General features: G+C 62.1%; 19 protein-coding genes and 1 pseudogene. 7 read left to right on the top strand and 13 right to left on the bottom strand.

Annotated features, from left to right (window positions below; genetic code table 11):
* Positions 1-98: 98 nt before the first annotated feature.
* A complete protein-coding gene (locus J3489_RS18630) occupies positions 99-1,910 on the top strand; it encodes an ABC transporter transmembrane domain-containing protein (RefSeq protein ID WP_207000434.1) in 1,812 nt (603 codons plus the stop codon).
* Positions 1,911-1,988: 78 nt separating this feature from the next.
* On the opposite strand, the gene J3489_RS18635 is transcribed toward J3489_RS18630, so the two are convergent.
* The 6 genes from J3489_RS18635 to J3489_RS18660 form a co-directional block, all read right to left on the bottom strand.
* The gene (locus J3489_RS18635; RefSeq protein WP_207000435.1) at positions 1,989-2,273 is read right to left on the bottom strand and encodes a hypothetical protein; all 285 of its coding nucleotides are present in this window, start codon (positions 2,271-2,273) and stop codon (positions 1,989-1,991) included.
* Positions 2,274-2,385: 112 nt separating this feature from the next.
* Positions 2,386-2,646 (bottom strand): DUF1488 family protein, encoded by a 261-nt coding sequence (locus tag J3489_RS18640; protein ID WP_207000437.1) that lies wholly within the window; start codon positions 2,644-2,646, stop codon positions 2,386-2,388.
* 228 nt (positions 2,647-2,874) lie between these two features.
* Entirely contained in the window at positions 2,875-3,195 is a 321-nt protein-coding gene (locus J3489_RS18645) for a hypothetical protein (protein WP_207000439.1), read from the bottom strand.
* Positions 3,196-3,243: 48 nt separating this feature from the next.
* Positions 3,244-4,281 (bottom strand): ribonuclease Z, encoded by a 1,038-nt coding sequence (locus J3489_RS18650; protein ID WP_207000441.1) that lies wholly within the window; start codon positions 4,279-4,281, stop codon positions 3,244-3,246.
* A gap of 34 nt (positions 4,282-4,315) precedes the next feature.
* A complete protein-coding gene (locus J3489_RS18655; protein ID WP_207000443.1) occupies positions 4,316-4,480 on the bottom strand; it encodes a hypothetical protein in 165 nt (54 codons plus the stop codon).
* A gap of 71 nt (positions 4,481-4,551) precedes the next feature.
* Positions 4,552-5,019, bottom strand: coding sequence for an SET domain-containing protein (locus J3489_RS18660; protein ID WP_207000445.1), 468 nt, complete (start codon positions 5,017-5,019; stop codon positions 4,552-4,554).
* Between the two features lie 97 nt (positions 5,020-5,116).
* Here J3489_RS18660 and J3489_RS18665 point away from each other — a divergent pair, with 97 nt between their 5' ends.
* A complete protein-coding gene (locus tag J3489_RS18665; RefSeq protein ID WP_207000447.1) occupies positions 5,117-5,320 on the top strand; it encodes a hypothetical protein in 204 nt (67 codons plus the stop codon).
* Between the two features lie 50 nt (positions 5,321-5,370).
* Here J3489_RS18665 and J3489_RS18670 read toward each other — a convergent pair.
* Both J3489_RS18670 and J3489_RS18675 read right to left on the bottom strand, forming a co-directional pair.
* Positions 5,371-5,649: pseudogene (locus J3489_RS18670) on the bottom strand (HU family DNA-binding protein); the annotation flags it as partial.
* A gap of 113 nt (positions 5,650-5,762) precedes the next feature.
* A complete protein-coding gene (locus J3489_RS18675; protein ID WP_207000451.1) occupies positions 5,763-6,635 on the bottom strand; it encodes a hypothetical protein in 873 nt (290 codons plus the stop codon).
* A gap of 437 nt (positions 6,636-7,072) precedes the next feature.
* On the opposite strand from J3489_RS18675, the gene J3489_RS18680 reads away from it, so the two are divergent.
* From J3489_RS18680 to J3489_RS18690, 3 genes are all read left to right on the top strand, one after another.
* Positions 7,073-8,986: an SMP-30/gluconolactonase/LRE family protein gene (locus tag J3489_RS18680; protein WP_242540110.1), complete on the top strand. Its 1,914-nt coding sequence runs from the start codon at positions 7,073-7,075 to the stop codon at positions 8,984-8,986.
* 178 nt (positions 8,987-9,164) lie between these two features.
* A complete protein-coding gene (locus tag J3489_RS18685; RefSeq protein WP_207000453.1) occupies positions 9,165-9,368 on the top strand; it encodes a cold-shock protein in 204 nt (67 codons plus the stop codon).
* A 341-nt stretch (positions 9,369-9,709) separates the two neighbouring features.
* Positions 9,710-10,741: a S1 family peptidase gene (locus tag J3489_RS18690; protein WP_309491391.1), complete on the top strand. Its 1,032-nt coding sequence runs from the start codon at positions 9,710-9,712 to the stop codon at positions 10,739-10,741.
* A 22-nt stretch (positions 10,742-10,763) separates the two neighbouring features.
* Here J3489_RS18690 and J3489_RS18695 read toward each other — a convergent pair whose 3' ends face one another.
* From J3489_RS18695 to infA, 3 genes are all read right to left on the bottom strand, one after another.
* The gene (locus tag J3489_RS18695; protein WP_207000456.1) at positions 10,764-10,979 is read right to left on the bottom strand and encodes a hypothetical protein; all 216 of its coding nucleotides are present in this window, start codon (positions 10,977-10,979) and stop codon (positions 10,764-10,766) included.
* Positions 10,980-11,147: 168 nt separating this feature from the next.
* A complete protein-coding gene (locus J3489_RS18700; protein WP_207000458.1) occupies positions 11,148-11,438 on the bottom strand; it encodes a hypothetical protein in 291 nt (96 codons plus the stop codon).
* 552 nt (positions 11,439-11,990) lie between these two features.
* Positions 11,991-12,257, bottom strand: a complete 267-nt coding sequence (gene infA / locus J3489_RS18705; protein ID WP_207000460.1) for a translation initiation factor IF-1 — start codon at positions 12,255-12,257, stop codon at positions 11,991-11,993.
* Between the two features lie 673 nt (positions 12,258-12,930).
* Between infA and J3489_RS18710 the strand changes: the two genes are divergently transcribed.
* Positions 12,931-13,215: a hypothetical protein gene (locus J3489_RS18710; protein ID WP_207000461.1), complete on the top strand. Its 285-nt coding sequence runs from the start codon at positions 12,931-12,933 to the stop codon at positions 13,213-13,215.
* 219 nt (positions 13,216-13,434) lie between these two features.
* On the top strand, positions 13,435-14,544 hold the full coding sequence (locus tag J3489_RS18715) for an MraY family glycosyltransferase (RefSeq protein WP_207000463.1): 1,110 nt from the start codon (positions 13,435-13,437) through the stop codon (positions 14,542-14,544).
* Between the two features lie 66 nt (positions 14,545-14,610).
* Here the strand turns inward: J3489_RS18715 and J3489_RS18720 are convergent, their stop codons facing one another.
* On the bottom strand, positions 14,611-15,756 hold the full coding sequence (locus tag J3489_RS18720) for a glycosyltransferase family 4 protein (protein ID WP_207000465.1): 1,146 nt from the start codon (positions 15,754-15,756) through the stop codon (positions 14,611-14,613).
* An 18-nt stretch (positions 15,757-15,774) separates the two neighbouring features.
* Positions 15,775-17,649 carry a polysaccharide biosynthesis protein gene (locus tag J3489_RS18725; protein ID WP_207000468.1) on the bottom strand — a complete coding sequence of 625 codons (1,875 nt, stop codon included), beginning with the start codon at positions 17,647-17,649 and terminating at the stop codon, positions 15,775-15,777.
* Positions 17,650-17,651: the final 2 nt, after the last annotated feature.

The raw sequence follows: 17,651 nt of genomic DNA on the forward strand, positions 1-17,651 counted from the left end.
TCGCCAGGCCTGAACGCTCTCCCCCTGCGACACGGGAATCCTTCGTATCTGCAGGACTGGCACAATCGAGGTGATCTTCGTGCCGCCCAGGAATCGTCATGCCCGACGCCGCCCCGCCTACTCCGCGTATCGGTCCCCTGTTCGCCCTGTTGCCCTTCCTGCGCCCTTATTCGGGACGCTGGGCGCTTGCCTTCGTGGCGCTGGTGACGGCGGCGGGTGCGACCCTGGCGTTGCCGGTAACGTTCAAATATCTGATCGACCGGGGCTTCGCCGGCGGCAACCGGGCGTACATCGATCTCTATTTCGTGGCGCTATTCGCCGTTTCGCTGGTACTGGCCGGGGCCACGGCGCTGCGCTTCTACCTGGTGTCGTGGCTGGGCGAGCGGGTCACCGCTGACTTGCGGCAAGTGGTCTACGAGCACGTGCTGGGGATGAGTCCGCAGTTCTTCGAGACCACGCAGACCGGGGAGGTGCTGTCGCGACTCACCACCGACACCACGCTGATTCAGACGGTGGTCGGCACGAGCCTGTCGATGGGGTTGCGCAACTTTTTCCTTCTCGTTGGCGGCGTGGCGATGCTGTCAGTGACGAGCCCACTGCTGTCCGGCTACATCATGGCCACGCTGCTAGTGGTGGTTGTGCCGATCGTGACGTTCGGGCGGCGCGTGCGGCGGCTCTCGCGTGCCAGCCAGGACAAGGTGGCGAATGCGAGCGCGCTGGCTGGCGAGGTGCTCAACGCGATGTCGACCGTGCAGTCGTTTGCGCAGGAGTCCTATGAGGCACGGCGATTCGGCAGTGCGGTGGAAGCGGCATTCGCGACGGCGCTCGCGCGCGTTCGGGCCCGCGCCTGGCTCACCGCGGTGGTCATCGTGCTGGTGTTTGCCGCGATCGTGTTCGTGTTGTGGCTCGGGGCACAGTCGGTACTTGCCGGGCGCATGACGGCCGGCCAACTATCCCAGTTCATCCTGTACGCCGTGATCACCGCTGGGGCCGTGGGCGCGGTCGCCGAAGTCTGGGGAGATTTGCAGCGTGCCGCCGGCGCCACTGAGCGGCTGCTGCAACTGCTGGCGGCGCGCTCGCCTGTGGCGCAGTCAGGGAGCGCCGCCACGTTGCCGGCACGTGGCGAGGGCATCCGCTTTGACAACGTCAGCTTTTCGTATCCTTCCCGCCCCGGCATCGCCGCGCTCTCCGACCTCTCGCTGCACATCGGCCCAGGCGATCATGTCGCCTTGGTTGGACCATCCGGAGCCGGCAAGAGCACCTTGTTCCAATTGTTGCTGCGCTTTTACGACCCGCAGGCCGGCAGCATCCTGATCAACGGCGTGCCGACGCGACATGTGCCGCTTGCCGAGTTGCGCCGGATCATAGGCGTGGTCCTGCAGGATTCAGTGATCTTTTCGGGCAGCGTGCTCGACAACATCCGCTATGGCACGCCCGAAGCCACATTCCCGCAAGTGCAGCGGGCGGCGGCAATGGCGGCTGCGGACGCGTTTATCGAAGAGCTGCCGCAAGGCTATGACACGTTTCTCGGCGAGCGCGGGGTGCGACTCTCGGGCGGACAGCGCCAGCGCATCGCCATCGCCCGCGCGATCGTGAAGAATCCGCCCATCCTCCTGCTCGACGAGGCTACCAGCGCGCTCGATGCCGCCAGCGAACGGCTGGTGCAACGGGCGCTGGATAACGCCGCGCATAACCGCACCACGCTGGTCATCGCGCATCGTCTTGCAACCGTGCAGCGAGCCGACCGCATCGTCGTGATGGAACGCGGTCGTATCGTCGCGCAGGGCCGACATGGTGAACTCCTGAAGACCTCCCCGCTTTATGCGCAGCTTGCCGCCCTGCAGTTCGACGGGCATACGGGGCCGAAGGCGCAGTGTGGTGCGGTGCCGGATAACGTCGACCCTGCCTAAGTTGTGGTTTCCGGGACGCACACCGTCAACTCGGCGCGTCAACGGGACCTGCGGACCGCCGCCGGCCTGACTGCACGATCACGCGCGGACTTGCGGCAGCCGCACCTCCGGACAAGCGGCTTCGTCCAGCCGCGGTGTGCTCACCGGCGCGGCAGGCACCCCCGTGTCGAACGCGTCGAGCTCCAGCAGCAGGTCGTTTATCGCGCAAAGCTGCGCTTTCGTAAGCGACGGTACATCCCGGAGCTGCTGGACGCGTTTGCGCCAGTATGAGGAAGGAAGAATCGGGCCTGCAAGGTCCCCGAGTAACGACACCCGCATCATGCGGGCAACATGGGTGATATCTTGATCAATCAGCTGCTTCATAGGGTCCCCGTCGATGCTGTTCTCTTTTTTTGCAGCGGTCCAGGCGCATTCATTCGACAAATACTTTAGCTCCGATGCGCTGCGGCAAGCCCATTCGGCGCGACGCTCCCGCTCAGTCGAAATCGCGCGTTTCGAGTTCGACTGACTGGCCGCCATTTTGCTCGAGCACGCGCCGCGCGACGTCTTCGATTCTCTTGCGATTAGCCTCGAATGCTTTGATCAGGTCGTGCGAAGACGTTCCCGTATTACCGAAATGGTCGTTCAACGCGTCCATGGAGATGCTGCACCATACTTCCTTGCCCTGAACGCTCGCTTCGAACGCAACGCGCGCGGCCGCCACCGCGTGGCGCCGGCCCGTAAATTCGATCGACATTTCACTTCTCCATGCTTGCGGAAAACGTAGCGCTCCGTTTCCGTTGCGCTGTTCCTGTCCGGAATGGCGGCAACGCGCGAGACACGCGCCGCGCGACGCCTTTCGCCTCAGGGCACGCCGCCATTGTGCAGCAAGCCGCACTCAAATGGCGGAGCATCGAGCCGTTCACCCATGATTTTTATTTCAGATCCAGCAAGAATTCCAAGTCCCAGCACCGCCATCGGAACATCATGAACGGCTACGCGTGCTAGCCGCCGCCAACAGACGATCGACCATCCGATCATGCTGCCGCAGCGCCTCAATATACGTCGCGGACGGGATCGTCACGCTTTGCTCGCGACCTTCGATGATGCTCGTGGAATAAGGTGATTTCGATCCATCCGAGCTGGCTGTCCCCTCGAATCGAGTCAGCACGCTAGTGCCCAGGCTCTCGAATTCCGTCAGTCGAAGAACCGTGTCGTTATCTGCCATCCATTGAGACCACGCCTCCGGATCAAAAACTTCAACCATGCGGCGACATTCGCCCAGAATGAAATATCGTGTGGACATGCAAGTCCCTCTCGCTGAGCGAACGGTGGGTATCGACATTTCCCCGGTCTAATCAGGACTTTGGCCAACCAACGCCGACGTACCGGACCATGCCGCCTGCACTTCTGCTATCAGTGCTGCCGAGCGTCCTTCGTAACGCGGCGAAAAGTGGAACGGCACAACCGCCCGGGCTCCGATGCGGCGCGCGATCAGACCTGCCTGGCGGGCCGTCAGGTGGTTCTTGCGCAGACCATGCGCCTTGTCCTCGTCAAGAAATACGCTCTCGATAAAAAGCAGGTCCACATCGTGCATCAACTGCGACAGGGTCTCTACGTTCGATTCCGTGTAGCGCAGGTCTGTTACGTAGCCAATGCGCTGCCCAGGAATAACGGCGAGGATCAGGTGACGTAGCTCGCCCACCTGTCGAATCATGGCGTGCTCGCCATCCCGATCGCGCCACAGCACCTGAATCGGCGCATCGTCAGGCGCGCCAGTCAGCACCGCGTGTTTCAGTTCGCGCAGCCACGCACCCGCCGACACCCCCAGTGTCGCGAGCCGATCCTTCGCGACTGCGATGCGGGCCTTCTCTTCGATCAGGTACGCAACGCAGGGGATGTCATGATCGACAAAGCGGCCACGCACGCGAAAGGTCGCTTCGTTATGCACCACGTCGTCAGATCGTTCGAAGGACGCGCCGGCTTCGCGGGCAAACTGTCTTCGACTTGAAAAGAGTGCGCGCCGCCCGCCACCGCCCACGCCGATTTCGCGAGCGTCGATCACCAACTCGACCTCGTAACGATGCACAACGTTCCAGGTATAGGCGCGCAGCTTGTGTTCGATTTGTTCAAGGAAGTTGGGGCCGCCAAACATGACGATGCCAGCCTTGCGCCCGAGTATCACGCGCAAGAGGTGATCGAAGCCGCAAAAATGGTCCAAGTGCGCATGGGTAACAAACACATGTGACAAACGCATCAGTTGGCGGGGCAGCAGCCTGCTGATATCGCCAAGATCGAAAAGGAGCGCGCGCCGTTCGTCGCGAAAGTCCACATACAGACCTGGGTCGCCGAATGCGTCGTTGACAAGCCAGGGTTCGAATAGGACGTGCATGGATTAGTCATCCTGCCGGTGGCGCCGACGTGAATCACGCGGCCGGCTCCGTGCCCGGCGCCGGCATCTGCTCAGCATCGAAGGGCCCGGCGCTTTCGTCTGCCCCCGTCTTCTCGCTTGCGGTCTTGAGCCGTTGCGCTCCAGGCAAGTCGCAATAGCGCTGCCGGAAGCCGCGCCGTTTCGACTTTGCAGCATACATCGCAGCATCCGCATTGAGAAGCAGGTCGCGCGCAGAGGTGCCGTCCTGCGGAAGGCGCAGATGTCACTATCCTAAGGGGTGCTTCGCAGTAGCCGGTGGTCCCCCGCGGAGAGCATCGTGCCTCGACAGCCAGCCGCCTGGCAGCGGCACGCGTAGGATCGGGTGATCGCAGCGGTCCGGCGGCCGTCGACCTGCAGCTGATAGTCGATGAAAAGCTCCGCGCCCTTCCTGACGGGACGCGTTGTCCTGATGAATACCCGTTCGCCGACCTGTTCAGCCTCGCAGTTCGGTGCGCAGCTGTGATTGAGCCATCGAGCAGAATTCCCTCCCCGAGCACCGTCTATTACCCTCCCGTCATCCAGGCCGAAGAAAAAGGTGTGGCCCTCTTCACCGCCTGAAAGTGCGTAAGCCCGTTGCGCCTTCTTCCACGAGACGAGCTCGCCTTTGTATTCGAGAATCAACGTGCCGGCCCGGATATTGGCAAGCGCGAAGACGCCTCGGCCGTGAACGGGGGAATGGCAAACGACGATACGACGCATGACTGTGTGGTGTGAGAGAAGCGGCAATCACCCGATGGATTCACGGATGAGCGCTGCTTCGTTATGATAGGGACGTTACAAAAACGCCGGCACGTCCATGACCGTTTTTTCTATCCGTGAGCGAAAGAAGAGCAAGCCCGTGCGCGGTGCGCTTGCCCGATATCAGGATCGTATTGTTGAAGTGCTCGGAGAAGCGCGCGGTCAGCGCGTGATGATCCGTTCGATCCACGCGGACGGTGTCGAACGCTGCACCGCGGTGAAGTGGATGAATCTGATACCACTGGATAGCCAACTGTTCTAGCCGAATGAACGTCCCTCAATCCGTGCAAACGCAATGGCTCCCGGCAAAGCCTATTGATTGACCGCGTCCTTGAACGCCTTGCCGGCGGTGAACTTCACGGTCTTTGCCGCCGGGATGGTGATCTCCTGACCCGTCGCCGGATTTCGGCCGGTCCGTTCCGCCCGCGCGCCGGTCGAAAAGGAGCCGAAGCCGATCAGCTGCACAGTGTCCCCTTTCGTAGCGGCGGCGATGATCGCGCCGATGACCGCATCGATCGCCTCATTGGTTGCTGCCTTGCTCTCGCCGGTCGCCGCGGCGACCGCATCCACCAGTTCCTGCTTGTTCATTGCCGATCCTTTGTTGTGTCTGGGCCTCTACCGTACCGGATCACCCCGCTCTCGCGCAACAGCCGGCTGCCTTCCACCCCGCATTCGTGTATGGGCCGTCATCGGGCCGTGCCGTGTCAGCGCGTCTTCATGTAAGCGGCGTACAGGCCGGCATGCAGATCGCGCAACGCCTTGCGGCGCTCGACGAGATCATGATGACGGCCCTGACGCTCAAGGCTCAGGATCTGCCGAAGCAACGACGCCGCCCGCTCGGCGTCGACGTGACGCGACAGTTGTGCCTCGCGCAAGCGGTCCGCCAGTGCCGGCTTCACCGTGAGGAGCCACGCCGGAAACCACGCGAAATCAGTCGTCTCGCCCGTCCCGACGAATTCCGTGTCGAACTGCCTGCGCAACGCGTCCAGCGACACGTCCCCGAGACGGGACAGCAGCGCCACGCAGCGAACGGGTGCAAGCCACGCCAGTTCCGCGAGCAGCGGCCACACGACGTCGAGGCCATCGGCGCAATAGCACGCCTCGGTCATCCACGCAAGCGGCGCCGGGATGCGACGCCACGACGCGATCCGCTCGACCGCCTGCTTCGCCGCGTCCCAGTCACCCGCCTGCAGCCACATTGGGGTTGCGTGATGGTCGCTGTAGTCGGCGTCAAATGGCAGGGCGGCGGCTCGCTGCGCGAGCGCTCGCCAGCACGGCACCAGCCATGCCCTGGCAGCCTGCTCGCCGAACAGGCGTCGGGCCGCCGGCGCAATCTCATCCGCCAGCACCCGGCGGGCTTCGGCGAGCGCAGGATGGTCAACGAAGCGCGCGCTCGGCGCGTCCTCGAGCGCGGTGACGAGTACCGAGAGCATCGGCACGGTGTCGTCGGCGGGATACTCGTGCGCCAGCCGCTCCCAGGCCTGGCGGGCATCGACGGCATGGCGCCGTTGCAAGGCGTCGAGCACATCGTTGCGGAGCATGACATCACGGCTATCGGCGAACAGGTCAAGTTGCATCGCGGCAGGCCTCAGAAGAGCTGATCATTCAAGTCAGCAAGGTTAGCCGATATGAACGCTCCCGCCGCAAACTTCGGTAGCCCCTTACCCCACCTTCGCCTCGCGACAATTCACCCGCTCGCGGGCCACGCTTGTCACCCCGAACCGCCAGTTGGCACACAAACGCGCATCCACCTCGCGGACCGGCTGAAAGCGCTGCTCGGGCTGGGGTCTAGCGCGTTTGCCCGTACTGGCAACGCGAACAGCTCAACCTTTTCCCCACCTCGCCGATATACCGCTCGAACGCAGCGTCGAGTTGGACAGACGCGACAAGGAAGGCAGCCGCAGAAACCATCACTCGGTCCCCATGTCAAGCCCATCAGGTCGTCAACGCTGCGAGCGTAGGCCAAACCGCAATCCCCGAATTCAGGTGCCTCAGGAGGGCACGCTTCACGATCATGAAACGAATCTATTCCACGTTCCTCGCCGCACTGCTGATCGCTACGCTTGCGCCGGAGTGCCAGGCACAGTACGCCACCGACTGGGTGGCGAACACGTTTGGGACCAACGCCACCCGCGTGGGTAGCGTCGCGCGCTCCATGTGGATAGCGCCCGAGGGCGTCATCTACACGGCTTCCATGTGGGACGAAAACGAAGGCGGTGTCGCGATATACCAGAACGGCCAAAGCCTAGGGTCCATAGGAGGTCACAGCGAATTTCAGGGCGGCGCCATTACGGGTAATGCAACTTCGATCTTCGCCGCTCTGCAATTCAATACCGCTTACGGCAGCGGCACGGTGGGGCGGTACAACCGAACCACTCAAACTCGCGACTTTCTCATCTCGATCAGCGCAACAACGACTGAGCAGCGGGCTGATGTCATCACGGGGCTCGCGACGTCGGGCCCGCTCCTCTATGCGAGCGACTTTCCTGGAAATCGCGTCCGCGTCTACACCACCGACGGCGTCTGGCGGCAGGATATCGCCGTCTCAGGCCCTGGCGCGCTCGCGGTGGACAGCGCAGGAAACATTTGGGTTGCGCAGAAAAGTGCGGGCGCGATCCTCGAATTCAATCCGGCCGGCGTGCTCGTGAATACCATCCAGATGTCCGTCGCCTCTCGACCGTCCTCGCTGTATTTCGACTCGTCGACCGGGCGTCTCATGATCGGCGACGAGGGCCCCGACATGAACATCAAGATCTATAACATCTTGGGCATTCCATTTCTGGTCGGTACCTTTGGCATTCAGGGGGGATATCTCGATACGACAATGGGGATCAAGGGCCAGGTCGGCGATAAGCGTTTTACCCGCGTCACCGGCATCGGCAAAGACGCCGCCGGCAACCTGTACGTGCTCAACAACCCGTGGGGCGGAAGCTGGGACCTCGGCCGCGACGGCGGCACCGACATTCACGCCTACGACAGTTTTGGCCACCTGCAATGGAAGCTTCAGTCTCTCAACTTCGAAGGGGGCGCCGCTCCGGACCCGAGCACTGACGGCGCATACTTCTATGGAGGCACCAATATCTACACCGGCTCCGCTGGGGGAACCTTCGTAGCGAACACGGTCGATCCGATCGACTATCCATCCGATCCACGCATCAACATCAACGATCGCTCACGGGATGAGCACTTCGGTCAACTTGCCACCGTCGGCGCCAACCGGATCCTCGTGGCGTCCGGCCAGAATCCCGATACCTTCTACTTCTTCCACTTCAATGCTGCGAATGGTTACATCGCAATACCGGACGCCACGCTTCCAGGTACGGCGTTCAATACGACCGCACCGGTCAGGGACGGATTCAGCCTAGACAGCAAAGGGGACGTCTGGGCCGGTTTGGACAAGACGAATGCCATCTGGCACTACCCGCTGAACGGCTTCGATGCCAACGGCCATCCGAGTTGGGGAGCAGGAATTGCAACGCCCATTCCGGGCACGATCACGCCATTGACGCGGATCATCTACCTGCCGGAAAGCGACACGATGATCCTGGCACAGGGCGTTGCCGGGAGCACCGACTGGACGTCGATCGGAACGCGGATCGAGGTGTATCACGGCTGGCTCGCAGGCAACACGACCGTTCCTAATCCGGTGATCAACCTCACCAGCGCCAATCCCAAGTCGATCGCGGCGGCCGGCAACTATCTCTTCGTCGGATACGTACACACGGTGCCCAACATCGATGCCTTCAATCTGACCACGGGCAGCCTGGACACCACGTTGATCAACAGCACCCCCAACACCGTGTACGTCGGCAATGACGTGGATTCGATGTACGGCCTTAGATCGTACCGCCGGTCGACCGGGGAGTACGTGATCACGAAGGACAACTACAACGGGACCAGCGTCATCGTTTATCGCTGGACACCCTGATCTAGAGCTTGACGGTTTGCCTAACGAAGCGTAGCCTTCGTCGCTGAAGTCTTCAAGAAGCGCGATTGCTGCTCATCATTCACCGCAGAGTGCGGTATTCGTTGTCCTTTCCCTCCTTGATTCTTTATCGTGCGTCCAAATCGGGGCGCATACATTCGTTTACTTTCAGGGGATCTTCATGGATACCGGTACCGTTAAGTGGTTTAACGACAGCAAGGGTTTTGGCTTTATCACGCCCGACAAAGGCGGCGATGACCTGTTCGCGCACTTCTCAGAAATTCGCAGCGATGGCTTCAAGACCCTCGCTGAAAATCAAAAAGTCAGCTATGAGACGAAGAAGGGCCCCAAGGGCCTGCAAGCCTCGAACATCACCCCGCTGTAATCTGCCGCTGTAATCTGCATCATCTGCCGGTCCCGCGTGCGGGGCCGGCAGTTTAGCCCTTCAAGCATCATGCGCCTCTGCTGCAGGTGCAGCCATTCCCGCCGCGAGTTCACGACGGCGACCGCCCCGCATCCAGACGACCAGCGCCGATATGCGCGAACGGACACCGCAAGGAAGACAAGGCGCGGTGTCGCGACATCGGCGACGCGCGGTCAGACGCTCCGTTCATCGCGATCTCGCCAACGACGCCTCAAGAGGACACCGCATGACCAAGGGTCAATGAGACGCGCGTGCCCAAGGGCGCTCTCCTGACGAAGGCCGGCTGCAAAGAGGAGACTGACGTGGCAGAAGACTTGCTCGAACTCTATCGCAGTTCCAACGCCGACAGCTGGTTCCTGCGCCGCGGCGATAACGGAGTGCCCGTCGTCCGTCATGTGCCCAACGCGGCGTCGGGGGGAGTCGTGTCTGAACTCCCAGTCAGCCAGTTCCTGACATCGAACCGGTTCGGGCCGGAGCACGAGGCCTTGCTCGATCTCGTCGCTCAACTGATCCCTCGTGGCAAATCCGCCAGTTCTTCCTGCGGGGTTGGGCGATCGCCTCCTGCACGACAAGAGAGCGGGCCAGATTCCGGGCGCAAGATGGCCGCGGATGCGCTGCTCCTCACCGCCACACGCGTCTGTACGTTCGCACAGCAACGCCAGCTGACGAATGCGAGCGGCTTCTTTTTCGAGCGCGACGAGCGGCTCTATCTCGTCACCAGTCGCCATGTCCTTATCGACGAGCCGAGTCGCCATTTTCCCGACCGGCTGGAGATTGAATTTCATGTCGACATCGAGAACCTCGGCGCATCCAAATGGTTCTCGATACCTTTATACGCCGCGGGGCGCGCTCTTTGGCACCAGGGTTCGGATACTGGGGGCGATATCGATGTGGGTGTCGTCGAGATCACTAGAGACGCCTTGCCACCAGGCGCGACCTTTTGCGTATTTGGTCCTGAGCACCTGCCCCGCCCGAGCGACGTGATGCCGATCGGTGCGTCGTTGCTGATCGTCGGATTTCCGCTAGGCTTTCACGACTCGCTGCATCACCTGCCCGTCGTTCGGCAAGGTGTGCTGGCGTCGGCATTCGGCCTGCGCTTTCAGGGCAAAGGATGTTTTATCACGGATGCGCGAACCCACCGTGGGACCAGCGGCGCGCCTGTCGTGATGAGCGCCGCAGCGAGTGAGGGAACACCCTGTAATCTGCCGTGGACGCTTTTGGGCGTCCATTCGTCAAGCATCGATATGGGCAGCAGAGATCTCCACGTCGACGAATCGCTCGGGCTCAATAGCGCATGGTATGCCGACATTCTGATGACCTTGACCGAGAGTTAGACCGCCCTCCCGCATCAGATCTTCAACCGAAGCGGGCGTCGAGCCATTCCTGCGCCCAGTTTTTCGCATAGGCAATGGCATCGTCACGCACGTCGAAGCCGGCGAGGTCGCCACTCAGATGAATGTCGAACTCGCTGCCGTCCGCACGACGGGTACTGATTCTTGCGTGTGCCATGAATTCTCCGTCGGCCCTGCGCGGCGTTGGGTCGATGCGGAATCTGGTTGAATTGAACTGCATATGCTTTCCTCGTTCAGTTGCCGCGCGACGCGTTGCCGTCGCGGAATGTTTCGTTGCTGACAGCCATGTCAGGCCTTCAGGAGCGCCATGATCTGGCCCGCCTCCTGGTCGGATTCGCAGCTTGGCATCCCGAATTCGCGCGCGGACCGGCGTAGCGCGATGAGTAAATCAGCATTCCTGATCGAGGAAAGTCGTGTCTTGCGGACATGTATCGATCAGACGCTCCGCATACGCGGTTGATGCTCGACGCGCATCGCCCGCGTTCTGGAAAGGCCTGTCTGCGGGGAGCCTGAAAACACGGCTGCGAGAGACGCCCGTCGCGCCCTGAGGCTCCTGGATGCGCACGGCAGCGTCAAATCCATCGTCGTAGTTATGTCCGTAGCCGGGCTCGGTTGCCCGGTGGGGGTAGACCAGCGGATAAACTTCCAGCCCCCGGTAGAGACGGAATCCAGTTGTCATGGCATGACCCTCGCGCTGCGCTTAGGCGGCAAAATGGGGGAAGTAGGTGAGAAACCGTATCGGCGGTGCTCACACGATCGGCCGCGTTGCGCGGTCTTCAATGAGAGGCCCGATCACGTTCAGGGGGGACACGCCAGGAGAGGCGCTGGAATCGGTCGCGAGTCAGTCAGCAAATTGATGCTACGCCCTTTGCCGATTTTGTACAGCGAATGTTCTGCCCGAATCTCGCGTCGAATACGTCGCAGGATATCGAAGCTGTGCCTATCAGACCGGCGTGTGCGACCCGCCACCGCTACCTCGCGCGGCGCTGTCCGATTTAACTCGCCGACGCGTTCCGCAAGAGGCGCAAATGTGACCTGTTATCGAGCAGGATCACTTGCGGCTACGAGCGGCAGAGATACCGCGATTCGTCCCAAGGACGGCCACGCGGAATGACGGAGGCTGACCGACGCGCAAAGCCGGTTTTCGAGCGTTCGACCGACGGCTGAAATTCGCCGCGCCCATGTGCATGAGCGATCCGGCGGCCGCCAGCGATCTATTCGCGCAGCTGTTTCAACGACGACGAAATGCCGGCCGGTTCGTCGCACCAGCGCTCCGCTCGTCCTTGTGGCGAAAATTGATTCGCCCCTTGGTCAGGTCGTAGACGGAAAGCTCGAGTGTTACGCGGTCGCCTGCGAGGATGCGGATATGATTCTTGCGAATGCGGCCGGACGCGTAGGCGCCGACCACCACGCCATTGTCGAGCGTGACACGGTAGCGGCTGTCCGGCAGGACTTCGTCCACGATACCGTCGAGTTCGAGTAGCTCTTCTTTTGCCATTCAAGGTCCTGATCAATTGGCGCATCGTCGTTCATCGCGAGCGCATGGGAAAGGGAGTTGCGAGCGTTGCAGCATCGAACGCACGCACGGATTGCTGGAAACAGCGCAATTGAGGCAATGCCCGCGTTTCCCGCATTCAGCCACCGCTCAGGTGCTCTCGCACTGAGTCGCGCATTCAGCGTTGTCCTGTTGGTTCCCGCGAGCCGCTGCGTCACGGACAAAGCAGGTGTCTCCGGCCGGAGGACAGTCTCTGTGGCCCGCCGCGCTGGTCAGCGGATCAAACCTGGTGGAGCGATTGATGGAAACACGCTGACCCTGCGTTGGAGTCAGGTGCGCGGAGAAACCCGCGACTTTCGCGGTGGCGAGGCCGTAGAGCCTTGACGGTTTGCGGGCACACCGCTTGGGCAAGCCGCCATTATGCGCCTGTTCTGGCCGGATGACTACTGGCGGATCAATCTGCCGATGACTCGGAATGCGCCGGCTTCGGGCAGATATAGCGTGTATAGTCGGATATGCCTTTCGAATGCGTTGGTGGACGACCTCTGAACCCGTTTGTCCCACAGGCCCGGATTGGCAGCCCTCCTCGTTCGCAGTGAACGTTCAGCGAGCCACGTCGCAGGCAGCCCGAGCAGGTGGCTTTAGCACAGGATCTCGTACACAGGCAGAGCCGCCCATGCAAAACGACCACGATGCCATTCCGTACTACCTCGTCTTGCGCACCGGCTGGCCACCTTATGTTTTGAATGCCCACCGCCTCGTGCTCCGCCGCGAGGCGAGCTCCCTTTTGCGGGCATTCGCGAGAACCCGGGGAACGTCCGCATGTATCGAGGACGAAACGTGGAATGACTTTTCCAGCTTGGAAGCCATTTCGGTCGTTGAGCGCCGGGAAACGCGGTTCTACGCGCTCATTCATGGGAACGAGACCGAGCACCAGTTGAGGTTGCTGACAACCCTCTGACGTTGCGTCCGTGTCCGGGGCTTGCCAGCCCCCGGGTTGCAGTCCACGAACCTCCCGTCAAGAGGCGCTTTGATTCATCAACTCAACGGGGCGTCTCGTATATCGGTTGATCCCGTATCGCGGATTTACCTGATTTCGCCAATCTCGACGTAGCAGTGCGGCCGGACGGGCGGCTCCGATTCATTTGTATAATTCGGCGTCCGTCTTCAGGCCACTTCCATGCTTAGCTTCGCGCTTGGTTTTCTCGTTTCGCTGCTGATCACGCTGTTGATCGTGCGCTACGCGCATCTGCACGAAAAGTTCTCGACCGATACCGATCTCGCCGGCGTGCAGAAATTCCACGCCCGGCCGGTGCCGCGCGTGGGAGGGGTCGGCATCCTGGCCGGGCTCGTCGTCGGCGCGGTAGAGTTGCACCCAAACTATCCAGCCGTGTCCAGCGGCATTCTCGGGCTCATCGCTTGCGGCATTCCGGCTTTCGCGTCGGGCCTCATCGAGGACCTGACGAAGCGTGTTTCGCCTCTTGCACGCCTCGTCTGCACGATGGGCGCCGCCGCCCTCGCCTATTTCGCGCTCCATATCGCCGTCACCCGCATCAGCGTGCCGCCGCTCGATTTTCTGCTGTCATACGCGGTCATTTCGTGCGCCGTGACAGTGCTCGCCGTGGCCGCGCTTGCGAACGCGATCAACATCATCGACGGCTTCAACGGCCTCGCCTCGATGGTCGCGTTCATGATGTTCGCGTCGCTCGCCTACGTGGCATTCCAGGTCCACGACCCGATCGTGCTATCCGCGTCGTTCATCATGATGGGCGCCGTGATGGGCTTTTTCATCTGGAACTTCCCGGCCGGCCTGATCTTTCTCGGCGACGGCGGGGCTTACTTCATCGGCTTCATGCTCGCCGAGCTGTCGATTCTGCTCGTGATGCGGCATCGCGACGTGTCCGCGTGGTATCCGGTGCTGCTCTTCATGTACCCGATCTTCGAGACCTGCTTTTCGATCTACCGGAAGAAGTTCATCCGCGGGATGTCGCCGGGGATTCCGGACGGCGTGCATCTGCACATGCTCGTCTATAAGCGGCTGATGCGCTGGGCGGTGGGGGTGCGCACCGCGCACGAGCTCACACGGCGCAACTCGATGACGTCGCCGTATCTGTGGCTGCTCTGCCTGATCGCGGTGATTCCGGCGACGCTGTTCTGGCGGCACACGGTGCACCTCTTCGGCTTCGTCGTGGTGTTTGCCGTGACGTATGTGTGGCTCTACGTCAGCATCGTGCGGTTCAAGTCGCCGCGGTGGCTCGTGTTTCGCAAAGGCCATCACCATCGGCCGTAGCGGTTCGCGGCTGCCTCGCGCTACGCAGGCCTTATTCCAGACAAGGGCCGGAGCACGGACCCGGCTTTAGCGGTGGTGCGCCATGAGGCCAAGCAACGTCGACGTGTTCAGTTCGACCGAAAAGCGGCTGCGCACGTCAGCTTGGCCGCAATCGGCCATCAGGCGCATCGTCTCCGGATGCGTCAGCGCGTGTTCGATGGACTCGGCCCATTTCGGCACGTCGGCTGGCGGCACAAGCATGCCGGTCTCCAGATGGGACACGGTCTCGGGAATGCCGTCGACGTCGCTTGCGATCACCGGGACGCCCAGTCCGAGCGCTTCGATTTGCGCCATGCCGAGCGGCTCGGCCAAAGACGGCATCAACAACAAGTCCGCCCGCTTCAGCAACGGAGCAACGGGACGAACCTCGCCGACCCAAACCGACGACCCTAGGCCCAAAACGCCGATCTGCGCTCGAATCTCCGCCTCCATGGGGCCGCTGCCCGCAGCGACGTATCGCAGGTTCGGCAGATGCCGGCGCGCCATCGCTATCGCCTCCAAAGCCACGTGATGGCCCTTCTCCCTGCGGAACATGCCCACCTGAACCAGCAGCGGACCCTCCCCGGCATCGATCCATCGCTGCAGCTCGGTGGGCAGCGGGCAATCCAGTTCGGCATCCAGGCCGCCAAAATCGACACCCGGATAGACAGTCCTGACGCGGTGAGGCGCGATGCGTTGGTTCGTCAGGATCTGCCGGCGCAGGTGCTCGCTCGGCACCACCGTTGCGTCGACAAAATGGTTGTACGTCCACGAGGAGGCTCGCCCGGGGTGGTAGGTGCGCGAGCGGATCAACCGCGGCCGGCGCTGCAGCGTTCGCGCGGCGATCGACAGATTGTTGGTGTCGTGTCCGCTGTGGCAAACGCACGCCACCGGCCGCCTCGACTTGAGAAAGTTATGCAGTCCGAACAGCGTGGCGGGGTTCACGCTATTGCGAAACGGCAACGACAACGTCTCGACGGAGGCCTTTTGGGCCGCAAGCGCAATCAGGCTATCGGGGCGGCATGCAAGGATGCTTTCCATTCCCGATGCACGCAACGCCTGAATCTGCTGGAGAAGCTGCCATTCCTGGCCGCCCATGTTGCGCGAGCTCTCGGTAAAGAGCACGAGTCCGCGCTGGCTGGCGGCGTCACGTCGAAATTCGGCCGCGCGATGGGGCAATGGTGATCGCTTCATGCGTCTAGTTTTAGTTCGTTAGCGTGCGGCCGCCGATGGCACGCTCTGCAACACCGGCGCCACCGTGGATTGATATTCCGGCACCCAGCGCCGCAGATCGCGGCGCACTTCGTCGTCGGACAAGACGCGATGCTGCAGCAGCCACGGCAGCAGTTCGTCGAGCAGGTGGTTCGGCACCTCGCGAGCCCGCGCGATGCGCAGCTTCGGATGCGGCGTGCGGGTGGTCGTTTCATCATCGGCGAGCAGCTCTTCGTAGAGCTTCTCGCCCGGACGGAGCCCCGTGAACACGATACGAATCTGTTCCTCGGTGTAGCCGTAGAGGCGAATCAGGTCGCGTGCCAGATCGACGATCCGCACCGGACGGCCCATGTCGAGAATGAAGATCTCGCCGCCGTGCCCCATGCTCGATGCCTGAAGCACCAGTTGCGACGCCTCGGGGATCGTCATGAAGAAGCGCGTGATTTCCGGATGCGTGACCGTGACGGGGCCGCCCTTGCCGATTTGCTGCTGGAACTTCGGGATCACGCTGCCCGCGCTGCCGAGCACGTTGCCGAAGCGCACGGTTTCGAACTGCGTATGTCCGCTGGTCTGCTGCAAAGCCTGGCAGGCCATTTCCGCCAAGCGCTTGCTCGCGCCCATCACGTTGGTGGGGTTGACGGCCTTGTCGGTGGAAATCAGCACGAAGTGCTTGACGTTGTGCCGGATCGCCGCGCGCGCAACACGATAAGTGCCGAGCACGTTATTGCGTACCGCCTGCCACGCATTGAGTTCCTCCATCAGCGGCACGTGCTTGTAGGCCGCCGCATGGAAGACAATGTGCGGCACATAGCGCGACATCGCTTGATCGAGCAGCAGAGAGTCTTTCGTGTCGCCGATGATCGGGACTACCGACAAATCGGGGAAGCGGTCCTGCAGTTCCTCGGTGAGCCGGTACATCGCAAATTCGGAAAGGTCGTAGGCCACCAGTTGCGCCGGCGCGAACCGCAGGATCTGACGGCACAACTCCGAGCCGATCGAACCACCGGCACCCGTCACCATCACGACGCGGCCGCGCAACAGCGCTTCGACGTGCGGCATGTCGATCTTGACGGGATCGCGCCCGAGCAGGTCTTCGAGGTCGATCTGGCGCACGCGGGACAGGAACGCCTGGCCTTGCGTGAGCGTGGTGAGCGCGGGCAGCACCATCGCGTGCACGCCGGCGCGCACGCACAGAGTGGCGACGCGCCGCTGCGCCTCCACCGAGGCCGACGGAATCGCGATGATCGCGTGTTCGGCGCGCAGCGCCGTGGCCCAGCGCGAGAGATCGCTGATCGGGCCGAGCACTTTGTGGCCGTAGATTTCGCGGCGTTGTTTGGCGGGGTCGTCGTCGAGGAGACCGACCAGGCGCCATTCGCCGGAACGGGCGAGTTCGCGGGCGAGGCTTGCACCGGCGTTGCCGGCGCCGAGGACGATCACGGGCTTGCCTTGGCCGACGAGGCCGCCGTACAGGTAGAACTCTTTCGTTGCGCGATAGAGCGCGCGTGCGCCGCCCATGACGAGGAACAGCAGGATCGGGGAAACGATCAGGACCGAACGCGGGACGACGGGCAGCGGCTGCACCATCACGGCGGCGACCATGACCACCACCCCGCCCGCGAGGACCGACTTGGAAATGCGCATCAAATCGGGGAGGCTCGCGAAGACCCACATGCCGCGATACAAGCCGAAAACGCGGAACATCAGGCCGTAAAGCGGCAGCACCCAGATCAGCGCGTACAGCGCGCCATGCCAGAAATCGTCCGGAATGGCGCCATTGAATCGAATTAGATAAGCGACGAGCCATGTGCCCAATACGGCACATAGATCGAAAAGGAAAGCACTGAACGACAGCCACGAGGCTTTGTGTCGAAGCATCG

The sequence above is a fragment of the Trinickia mobilis genome (assembly GCF_017315705.1).
Lineage (GTDB): Bacteria > Pseudomonadota > Gammaproteobacteria > Burkholderiales > Burkholderiaceae > Trinickia_A > Trinickia_A mobilis.